Source organism: Flavonifractor sp., assembly GCF_019422385.1.
GTDB lineage: Bacteria > Bacillota > Clostridia > Oscillospirales > Oscillospiraceae > Flavonifractor > Flavonifractor avistercoris.
Genome location: NZ_JAHZDL010000088.1, coordinates 1 through 9,347 on the forward strand (window position 1 = coordinate 1; position 9,347 = coordinate 9,347).

8 protein-coding genes are annotated in these 9,347 nt (G+C 65.5%); 4 read left to right on the forward strand and 4 right to left on the reverse strand.

Annotated elements, in window-relative coordinates; all coding sequences use genetic code 11:
- The first annotated feature begins 81 nt into the window (after window positions 1–81).
- Genes QZ378_RS10670 through QZ378_RS10685 form a run of 4 tightly spaced genes read left to right on the forward strand, consistent with a single transcriptional unit; the run spans window position 82 to window position 4,877 of the window.
- The gene (locus tag QZ378_RS10670; protein ID WP_191529849.1) at window positions 82–1,137 is read left to right on the forward strand and encodes an ABC transporter ATP-binding protein; all 1,056 of its coding nucleotides are present in this window, start codon (window positions 82–84) and stop codon (window positions 1,135–1,137) included.
- Window positions 1,134–1,997 (forward strand): ABC transporter permease, encoded by an 864-nt coding sequence (locus QZ378_RS10675; RefSeq protein WP_291258248.1) that lies wholly within the window; start codon window positions 1,134–1,136, stop codon window positions 1,995–1,997. The genes QZ378_RS10670 and QZ378_RS10675 overlap by 4 nt, the downstream gene beginning before the upstream one ends.
- On the forward strand, window positions 1,997–3,451 hold the full coding sequence (locus QZ378_RS10680; protein WP_291258249.1) for a GldG family protein: 1,455 nt from the start codon (window positions 1,997–1,999) through the stop codon (window positions 3,449–3,451). Before QZ378_RS10675 ends, QZ378_RS10680 begins: the two co-directional genes overlap by 1 nt.
- On the forward strand, window positions 3,438–4,877 hold the full coding sequence (locus QZ378_RS10685) for a DUF4340 domain-containing protein (protein WP_291258250.1): 1,440 nt from the start codon (window positions 3,438–3,440) through the stop codon (window positions 4,875–4,877). The genes QZ378_RS10680 and QZ378_RS10685 overlap by 14 nt, the downstream gene beginning before the upstream one ends.
- 79 nt (window positions 4,878–4,956) lie before the next feature.
- Here QZ378_RS10685 and QZ378_RS10690 read toward each other — a convergent pair whose 3' ends face one another.
- From QZ378_RS10690 to QZ378_RS10705, 4 genes are all read right to left on the reverse strand, one after another.
- Window positions 4,957–5,898 (reverse strand): 3'-5' exonuclease, encoded by a 942-nt coding sequence (locus QZ378_RS10690; protein ID WP_291258251.1) that lies wholly within the window; start codon window positions 5,896–5,898, stop codon window positions 4,957–4,959.
- A complete protein-coding gene (locus QZ378_RS10695; RefSeq protein ID WP_291258252.1) occupies window positions 5,895–8,075 on the reverse strand; it encodes an ATP-dependent helicase in 2,181 nt (726 codons plus the stop codon). Before QZ378_RS10695 ends, QZ378_RS10690 begins: the two co-directional genes overlap by 4 nt.
- Window positions 8,076–8,198: 123 nt before the next feature.
- Window positions 8,199–9,113, reverse strand: coding sequence for a translation elongation factor Ts (gene tsf, locus QZ378_RS10700; RefSeq protein ID WP_291258253.1), 915 nt, complete (start codon window positions 9,111–9,113; stop codon window positions 8,199–8,201).
- 86 nt (window positions 9,114–9,199) lie between these two features.
- Window positions 9,200–9,347 (reverse strand): 30S ribosomal protein S2 (locus QZ378_RS10705; protein ID WP_291258254.1); only part of this gene is annotated, 148 nt, incomplete at its 5' end.

Here is a 9,347-nt window from a genome sequence, read left to right on the forward strand (position 1 = left end):
GCTCTGCCGCCATTCTTTAAGGTAGATTTTAAGTCCCGGCGCTACAATCAGGCTATCTGAGCACATAAGGAGGGAGACCCCTTGATTGAGGTCGAGCATCTCACCAAGCAATATGGCGAGCACACGGCGGTATCCGACCTGAGCTTCCGGGTGGACAGCGGCCGGATCTACGGCTTCCTGGGGCCCAACGGGGCGGGCAAGTCCACCACCATGAACATCATGACCGGATGCCTGTCCGCCACGGAGGGCACCGTCCGGATCGACGGGTACGACATCTTCGACTCGCCCAACGAGGCCAAGCGGCGCATCGGCTACCTGCCGGAGCAGCCGCCCCTGTATCTGAACGAGAGCCCCCTGGAGTATCTGCGCTTTGTGGGGGAGGCCAAGGGCCTGCGGGGCGCGGAGCTGGAGCGGCAGATCTCCGCCGTGGTGGAGCAGACGAAGATCGGGGAGGTGCGCCGCAAGCGCATCTCCGCCCTGTCCAAGGGCTACAGGCAGCGGGTGGGCATCGCCCAGGCCCTGCTGGGCAATCCGGAGGTGATCATCCTGGACGAGCCCACCGTGGGCCTGGATCCCCTGCAGATCATCGAGATCCGCACCCTGGTGAAGGAGCTGGGGCAGAGCCACACGGTGATCTTCAGTTCCCACATCCTGTCGGAGGTGCAGAACCTCTGCGACCAGATCCTGATCATTTCCCGGGGAAAGCTGGTGGCCTTTGACCGGCCGGAGAACCTGGAGAAACGGCTGCTGGGCTCCAACGAGATCACCGTGGTCACCGACGTGCCGCCGGCGGAGGCCCGCGCCCTGCTGAACGGGGTGGCGGAGCTCACCGACTGTACGGCGGAGGAGCGGGCCGACGGCCTGACGGCGCTGCGCCTCAAGACAGACTGCACCGAGCTCCACCAGGTGTCCCGGGAGATCTTCTTCGCCTTCGCCGGGGCGGGGAAGGCCCTGCTGGAGCTGTCCCTGAAGAAGGCCAGCCTGGAGGACGTGTTCCTGGAGCTGACCGAGCACCAGGAGCCCCCGGCGGCGGAGCCGGACGGAGCGGAGCAGCCGGAGCACCAGGCTGAGACAGAGCCCGCGGAAGCGACAGAAAGCGCGGAAACTGCGGAAGGAAAGGGGGAGGAGGAACCGTGATCGCGGTATGCAAGCATGAGCTGCGGGGGTATTTCCACTCCCTGACGGCCTACGTGTTCGGGGCCTTCCTGCTGGCCGTGGTGGGTGTGGGCGCCATGCTCTACAACCTTCAGGCGGCGGTGAGCAACTTCGAGTATGTCCTCAGCTTCAGCAGCCTGGTCTTTGTGGTCATCGTGCCCATCCTCACCATGCGGGTGCTGGCCGAGGAGCGGCGGCAGAAGACCGACCAGCTGCTCTACTCCCTGCCCATCACCACCACCCAGGTGGTGCTGGGCAAGTACCTGGCCCTGCTGGCGGTGTACCTGATCCCCCTGGCGGTGATCTGCGTGTACCCCCTGATCTTCGCCCAGTTCGGCGAGGTCTACCTGCCCACCTCCTACGGCTCCATCTTCGCCTTCTTTGTCATGGGGGCGGCCCTGATGGCGGTGGGGGTGTTCCTGTCATCCCTGACGGAGAACCAGGGCTTCGCCGCCGGCATCACCATCGCGGTGATCCTGTTCAACTACTACAGCGTCAGCCTGTCGGAGTACATCTCCTCCACGGCCTTCGGCTCCCTCATCGTCCTGGACGTGCTGGTGATCCTCCTGGGCTTCCTGATCCGCTATCTCACCCGGAATGAGGGCCTGGCCTATGGCGTAGCCCTGGCCCTGGTGCTGGCCCTGGCCGCCGCCTTCCTGGTGGACAGCTCTATGTTTGAGGGGCTGCTGCCCGCCGTCATGGAGCAGCTGTCCCTGTTCGAGCGGTTCAACACCTTTGTCAACGGCGTCTTTGACGTGACAGCCATCGTGTACTACCTGAGCGTGATCGGCTTTTTCCTGCTCCTGTCCGTCCAGTCCATGGAGAAACGGAGGTACAACTGATGAAAAAGCTGAGCTTAAAGCCCGCCGGCGGCGGGGAGCGTCGGGGGCGCAACGCCCTGAAGGGCGGGGCCTACTCCCTGGCGGTTGTTGCGGTGGTGCTGGCCATTCTCATCGCGGTGAACGTCTTTGCCTCCGCCCTGCCCACCGGCTATACCCGGTTTGACATCAGCGCCTCCAAGCTCTACTCCATCACCAGCAACACCAAGGTGGTGGTGAACGGCCTGACCGAGGACGTGACCATCTACTGGATCGTCCAGTCCGGGCAGGAGGACGACGTGATTGAGAACCTGCTGGGCAAGTACGAGAGCCTCTCCGACCACATCCAGGTGGTGAAGCGCAACCCGGATGTATATCCCACCTTTGCCGAACAGTACACCGACGAGGACGTGCCCAACAACAGCCTGGTGGTGGAGTGCGGCGACCGCAGCCGGTATATCAGCTACAACGACATCTACGTGCAGAGCGCGGACATGTACTCCTACTCCTACACCACCGATTTTGACGGGGAGGGGGCCATCACCTCCGCCATCGACTACGTGGTCACCGAGGATCTGCCCCAGCTCTATGTCTTGGAGGGCCACGGGGAGGCGGAGCTGCCCGCCACCTTCGCCGACCAGATCGAGAAGGCCAACATCGAGACCAACACCCTGTCCCTGCTCACCGTGGACGCCATCCCGGAGGAGGCCGACTGCATCCTCATCTACGCCCCCTCCAGCGACATCTCCACCGAGGAGCGGGACATGCTGGCCGACTACGTGTCCGGCGGCGGCAAGCTGCTGGTCATGGCCGGCCCCGTGGAGGACGGCATCCTGGAGAACCTGTACAGCCTCCTGTCCGACTACGGCGTGGAGGCCCACGAGGGCATCGTGGTGGAGGCCGACCGGGAGCACTACGCATTCCAGGCCCCCTACGTGCTCCTGCCCGATATGGCCAGCCACGACATCACCGACTCCCTCATCGAGGAGAACTACTTCCCCATCCTGCCCATCTCCCTGGGCCTGACGGTGACGGGGGAGGGCTCCGGCGGCACGGTGACCGAGCTGCTCACCACCTCCGACGCCGCCTTCAGCAAGGCGGCCGGCTATGACCTGTCCACCTACGAGAAGGAGGAGGGGGACATCGACGGCCCCTTCGCGGTGGCGGTGTCCGTGGAGGACGACGGCGGCGGGCAGATGGTGTGGTTCACCTCCTCCGTGTTCCTGGAGGACGTATACAACGCCTACTCCTCCGGCTCCAACGGGGATCTGGCCATGAACGCCCTGTCCGACCTGATCGGCGAGCGGGAGGCCATGGCCATCCGCAGCAAGTCGCTGAACTACAACTATCTGACCATCAGCGCCTCCACGTCCGCCCTGCTGCAGACCGTGATGATCGGGGTGTGCCCCCTGCTCTTCCTGGGCGTGGGCATTGCCGTGATCCTGAGGAGAAGGAGGAATCAGAATGAACCGTGCTAAGCGGCTGTATATCCTGCTGGGGGTGCTGGCCGCGGCCTGCATCGCCGCCTTCGCGGTGCTCCACCTGGAGCAGCGGCAGGAGGAGATCGCCGAGAGCGGGGAGACGGTGCTGGAAATCGACCCGGATGCCGTCCAGTCCCTGTCCTGGGAATACGAGGGGGAGACCCTGGCCTTCCACCGGGACGGCGACGGCTGGCTCTACGACGATGACGAGGCCTTCCCGGTGGACGGGGAGAAGATCCAGGAGCTGCTGGGGCAGTTTGAGGCCTTCGGCGCGGCCTTTGTCATCACCGACGTGGAGGACTACGCCCAGTACGGCCTGGACGACCCCACCTGCACCATCCAGCTGGCCACGGAGGAGGAGAGCTATACCATCGAGCTGGGCAACTACAGCAACATGGACGAGCAGCGGTATGTCTCCACCGGGGACGGCAACGTGTACCTGGCGGTCAGCGACCCCCTGGACGTGTATGATACCGATCTCAGCGGCCTGATCGCCAACGACCAGGTACCGGACTGGACTCAGGTTACCGGCCTGACCTTTTCCGGGGAGCAGGACTACACCGTTGCCTGGCAGGAGGACAGCGGCCTGTCCTATAGCGAGGACGACGTCTACTTCACCCAGCAGGACGGGGAGAGCCTGCCCCTGGACACCAGCCTGGTGGAGGGGTACCTGCGTACCCTCCAGTCCCTGGAGCTGACCGACTATGTGACCTACAACGCCACCGACGAGGAGCTGGCCGACTGCGGCCTGGACGAGCCCCAGCTAACGGTGACGGTGGACTACACCGGCGAGGACGAGGACGGGGCGGAGACCTCCGGCACCTTTGTGCTCCACATCAGCCGGGATCCCGAGGAGCTGGCCCAGGCCCAGGCGGACGAAGAGAGCGGCTCGGAGGAGACAGAGGACACGGAGGAGACAGAGGACACGGAGGAGGAGATCACCGCCTACGCCCGGGTGGGGGACTCCCAGATTGTCTACCGGCTCTCCGGCTCGGACTACGAGGCCCTGATGGCCGCGTCTTATGACGAGCTGCGCCACCAGGAGGTGCTGTGGGCCGACTTTGCCGGCGTTACCCAGCTGGACATCACCCTGGAGGGGGAGGAGTACACCATTACCGCCGAAGGGGAGGGGGACGACCGCACCTGGACTTACCAGGGGGAGGAGCTGGAGATCGACGACCTCCAGAGCGCCCTGGAGGGCCTGACGGCGGCGGAGTTCACCGACGAGGCCCCCGACCAGCAGGAGGAGATCAGCCTGACGGTTCACCTGGACAGCGAGCGCTTCCCCACCGTGGAGATCCAGCTCTACCGCTATGACGGCACCAACTGCCTGGCGGTGGTGGACGGGGAGAGCGTCTCCCTGGTGCCCCGGGAGCAGGTGGTGGCTCTGACCGAGGCCGTCCGCGCCATCGTCCTGAACTGACCGGCGTCGAAACCGAAGACGCAAACCAGAAGGGAGCACCGGGAAATCCCGGTGCTCCCTTTTATCTTTATACTGCCTGTCAGGAACTCTGCGCGGCTCTGGCCCGTCCCCGCCTGCGCCGGCGGCGGGCGCCCCGGCAGGGGAGGGGCTTGCCGCTCCACGCCGCCTGATACTCCCGCTCCAGCTCCTCGGTGACCGGCGGGAGGGCCAGGCGGCCCCGCCACTGGCCGTCCTCCAGCCGGGAGAGGGTCAGCCGTCGGAGGAAGCGGCCGTGCTCCGGGCAGCGGAAGCGGCCGTAATACCGCTGGCCCAGGGGGCCGTACCACTCCTGCACCCACAGCGTCCGTCCGCACAGGGGGCAGGCGGCCCGCCGGGCCGTGCGGGAGCTGAGGGCCGCCCGGGCGGTGGGGAAGGGGCCCACCCGTGTCCTGGGCTGGGGCTGGAAGGCCAGGCGGGAGAGGGCGGGCAGCTTCCGCGCCGACGCCTTGGGCGGCTGCCAGAGCAGATCCTCCTCCGTCAGCCACCAGGAGAGCACCGCGGTGTACACCGCGTCGTACAGGGCGTTGTGGAAGGAGAAGCAGTCCGGGATGCCGCAGTACTCCACCGCCCGCCACAGGGCCACCTGCCGGCCCTCCGCCCCCGCCGCATGGCCGAAGGCCCGCTGGAGATCATACACCTGGCCCAGGTCGGGACAGGGGAGGCCCCAGTGGGCGCAGTTGCGGGCCAGGGTGTCCGCGTCCCCGCCGCCCCAGGAGGCAAAGACGGTCTCGTCCCCGATCCACGCCGTGAAGGCGGCCAGGGCGGCGGGAAAATCCAGATTCGAGGCCCGGCACTCCGCCAGCTCCGGCAGGGCCTTCGCGCCGGGATCGAAGCTCTTGTGGACGGCGGGGCGGATGTAGGCGTTGAAGGTGTCGTCGATGGGTGCCCCCAGCCCCGCCAGGCGCACCGCGCCGATCTGTAAGATCTCGTCCAGGGGCTTGCCGTCGTAGCCCCGGTTCCACTCCAGATCCAAGATAATCATGGCTGCCCTCCCCCTGCGCCCGGGGGGCAGGGCTCCAGCCCGGCCCGGAAGGAGATGCGGCGGGGGGTGCTCATGTCGTCAAACTGCACCACGTGGGCTCCCTTGTCCCAGTCCACGTCCACCACCGTCCCCACACCGAACACGAAGTGCTTCACCCGCTGGCCGGGCGGGAAGGCCGCCGTGTGCTCGTCCTCCGGCAGGCGGCGCTGGCTGCTGTCGATGTAGGCCCGCGCCTCCCGGATCAGGCCCTCCCGGGGCTGCCGCACATAGGACAGGTGCTCCGGCCCGATATCCAGCAGGAAGCGGGAGGGGTACCAGGGGGAGCCGTCGAAGCGGCGGCCCTCCGCCCCGGACAGGTACAGGCCCTGCTCCGCCCGGGTGAGGGCCACGAAGGCCAGCCGCCGCTCCTCCTCCATGGCCGGGTGGGTGCGCACCTTCCGGGAGGGGAACACCCCCTCGTTCATGCCGCACAGGAACACGTGGGGGAACTCCAGACCCTTGGCGGCATGGACGGTCATCAGCTTCACCCGGTCGCCGGCCTCCCCAGCGTCTGCATTGGTGAACAAGGCCACATGGGCCAGGTAGTGCTCCAGGGTGCTCTCCTCACCGCAGGTGGTCTCGTATTCGTGAACCGACTGCTTCAGCTCCGCCAGGTTGTCCAGCCGCTCCTGGCTGCCCTCGGTGCGCAGCATCTGCTCATAGCCGCTCTCGTTGAGCAGGGCGGCGAGCACCTCCGACACCGGCCGGCCCTCGTACCCGGCGGAGAAGGCCTCCACCAGGGACACAAAGCCCCGGGCCCCGGTGCCCTTGAACAGGGGGTCGTCCAGGCTGTCCGTCAGGGCCTGGTACAGGGAGCAGCCGTGGGCTTGGGCGTACTCCTGGAGAAAGGCCATCCGCCGCTTCCCCAGGTTCCGCCGGGGCACGTTGGCCACCCGGCGGAAGGACAGATCGTCCCGGTAGGCGATCATCCGCAGGTAGCACAGGGCGTCCTTGATCTCGGCGCGCTGAAAGAACTGCACCCCGCTGTAGATGGTGTAGGGGATCTTCTCCCGCAGCAGAGCCTCCTCCACCGACCGGCTCACATAGTGGGCCCGGTAGAGGACGGCCATGTCCCGCCAGGGCAGGCCGCCCTGGTGGAGCCGCAGCATCTCCGACGCCATCCAGTCCGCCTCCGCCGCCTGGTTCTCCGCCAGGCAGCAGGTCACCGGCGCCCCGTGGGGGAGGGTGGGTACCAGCTCCTTTTGGATGCGCTGCTCATTCTTATCAATCAGGGCGTTGGCCGCCGCCAGGATCTCCGGGGTGGAGCGGTAGTTGTCCATCATCAGGATGGTGCGGGTGCCGGGGAAGTGCCTGTCAAAGTCCAGCAGGTACTTCACGTCGGCGCCCCGCCAGGTGTAGATGGTCTGGTCCGGGTCTCCCACGATGAAGAGGTTCTTGTGGTAACCACACAGAACCTCCATCAGCTCGTACTGAAGCTGGTCGATATCCTGGAACTCGTCGATCATGATGTACTCCAGCCGCTGCTGCCATTTCAGCCGGATGTCGGCGTGCTCCTGGAAGATGTACAGAGAGAACTTGATGAGGTCGTTGTAGTCCAGGCCGAAGCACTTCTTTTCCTGGTAGAGGTAGCCGTAGAAGATGATGTCCGCAGGGGAGGAGGCCCGGTCGTACTTCTCCTTCAGAATGTCCAGGGGCATGGCAATCATGTCCCGGTAGTAGTCCGGCTCCTGGAACAGCTTGCGGATCTCAATCATGTCCCGGGCGTCGGCAAAGGTCATGTCCCGCAGGGTAAGGCCCCGCTCCTCATAGATGATCTGGAGCATGTCGTTGATGTCGGCGTTGTCCAGCACCAGGAAGCTCTTGGGGTACTGCACCGCGTGGCTGTCCTCCTGGAGCACCGAGACGCAGAAACCGTGGAAGGTGTTGATGTAGCCGGTGTCGTCGTCCCCCGTCAGGCTGTGGATGCGCTGGCGCATCTCATTGGCCGACTTGTTGGTGAAGGTGACGCACAGGATGTTTCCCGGCAGGATGCCCAGCCCCTCCACCAGGAAGGCGAAGCGGCGGGTCAGGGCCCGGGTCTTGCCGGAGCCCGCCCCGGCGATCACCCGCACAAAGCCCTCGGTAGTGGTCACCGCCTCCCGCTGGGCCTGGTTGAGCCCCTCCAGCAAATCCGACATCACAGCACCTCCTGCTCGAACATACGTTTTCTCCTATTATAGCAGACCGGGCCGCCCATCTCAACCCCGGGACGAAAAAAGGGCCGGACACCCTGTGTCCGGCCCTCGGTAGCTTTCTGCTGTTTACTTGCCCAGCTGCTTGGCGATCTCCTCAGCGAAGTTCTCCTGCTTCTTCTCGATGCCCTCGCCCTTCTCGAAGCGGACGGCGTCCTTGAAGGTGATGGTGCCGCCCAGAGCCTTGGCGGAGGTCTCGATATACTTGGCCACGTCCATGGAGTTGTCCTTCACGAACTCCTGCTGGAGCAGGCAGTTCTCCTTGTAGAACTTGCCCAGCTTGCCGGCCACAATGCCCTCCTTGACCTTTTCGGGCTTGGAGGCCATCTTGGGATCGTTGGCCATCTGCACCAGCATGATCTTCTTCTCCTCGTCCAGGGTGGCCTGATCCACCTGGCTCTTGTCCCAGAAGCGGGGGTTCAGGGCGGCGATCTGCATGGCCACGTCCTTGCCCACGGCCTCCACCTGCTCGGCGGACAGGCTGGTCTCCATGTTCACCAGCACGCCGATCTTGCCGCCGGCGTGGACATAGGCCACGGAAACGCCGTCGGTGTAGAAGGCGAAGCGGCGAACCTTGATGTTCTCGCCGATGACCAGGACCATCTCCTGCTGCTCCTCCTGCACGGTGCGACCGTTGCCGAAGGGCAGAGCCATCAGGGCGTCCAGATCAGCGGGCTTCTCCTTGGCGACCACGGCGGCCACGCCCTTGACGAAGTCCACGAATTTCTCGTTCTTGCCCACGAAGTCGGTCTCGGCGTTGACCTCGACCACCACGCCCACGCCGTCGATGACGGCGGCATAGGCCATGCCCTCGGCGGCGATGCGGCCGGCCTTCTTCTGAGAGGCGGCCAGGCCCTTCTCGCGGAGGATCTCCACGGCCTTGTCCATATCGCCCTCGGCCTCGGTGAGGGCCTTCTTGCAGTCCATCATGCCCACGCCGGTCATCTCGCGCAGGGCCTGTACGTCTTTCGCGGTGATTGCCATAATCACATTACCTCCATCTCAAAGTTAAAAAAGGAGCGCCTCGCCCGCGCGGGCGGGCGCTCCATGGTTTCACAGTTCAGCGTCGATTACTCGGCGGCGGGCTCCTCGGCCTTCTCAGCGGCGGCCTCGGCGGCATCCTGGCCCTGCTTGCCCTCCTGGATGGCGTTGGCCATCACGCCGGAGATCAGCTTGATGGCGCGGATGGCGTCGTCGTTGCCGGGGATGACATAGTCG

Coding starts and splice junctions, on each gene's coding strand:
- QZ378_RS10680 (WP_291258249.1), top strand. CDS start 1,997: ATGAAAAAGCTGAGCTTAAAGCCCGCCGGCGGCGGGGAGCGTCGGGGG.
- QZ378_RS10685 (WP_291258250.1), top strand. CDS start 3,438: ATGAACCGTGCTAAGCGGCTGTATATCCTGCTGGGGGTGCTGGCCGCG.
- QZ378_RS10690 (WP_291258251.1), bottom strand. CDS start 5,898: ATGATTATCTTGGATCTGGAGTGGAACCGGGGCTACGACGGCAAGCCC.
- QZ378_RS10695 (WP_291258252.1), bottom strand. CDS start 8,075: ATGTCGGATTTGCTGGAGGGGCTCAACCAGGCCCAGCGGGAGGCGGTG.
- tsf (WP_291258253.1), bottom strand. CDS start 9,113: ATGGCAATCACCGCGAAAGACGTACAGGCCCTGCGCGAGATGACCGGC.